Annotated in this window: 1 protein-coding gene; it reads left to right on the forward strand. The window is 69.0% G+C overall.

Annotated elements, in window-relative coordinates; translation table 11 throughout:
• Nucleotides 1-8: 8 nt before the first annotated feature.
• The coding region (locus tag IH50_RS38425; protein WP_267883291.1) for an AMP-binding protein at nt 9-467 on the forward strand (459 nt) is incomplete at its 3' end.

Consider the following 467-nt stretch of genomic DNA (forward strand, 5'->3'; position numbering starts at 1 on the left):
AGTCGGTGGTGGGTCTGTGCCTGCCGCGTGGCGTGGAGATGATCACGGCGATCCTGGCCGTGTGGAAGGCGGGCGCCGCCTACCTGCCGATCGACCCCGGGCAGCCCGCCGAGCGGATCTCTTTCATGCTCGCGGACAGCGGCGCGGCGCTCCTCCTCGGCACCGAGGACATCCTGGACGAACTGCCTGTCGGCCGCGTCCACTCGGTCGCGGTGGACGAACCGTTGGTCGGTGTACAACTGTCGATGGAACCGGACACCGCGCCGCAGATCGTCACGGCCCCGGACGGGCTCGCCTACGTGATCTACACCTCTGGGTCGACGGGGCGTCCGAAGGGTGTGGCGGTCACGCATGGTGCGCTGGCCAATTATGTGGCTGCGGTGCCGGGCCGGGTCGGGTTCGGTGGTCCGGGGGAGCGGTATGCGCTGCTTCAGGCGCAGGTCACGGACTTGGGTAACACGACGGTG

The organism is Streptomyces sp. NRRL S-37, from assembly GCF_000721605.1.
In the GTDB taxonomy this organism is placed as follows: domain Bacteria; phylum Actinomycetota; class Actinomycetes; order Streptomycetales; family Streptomycetaceae; genus Streptomyces.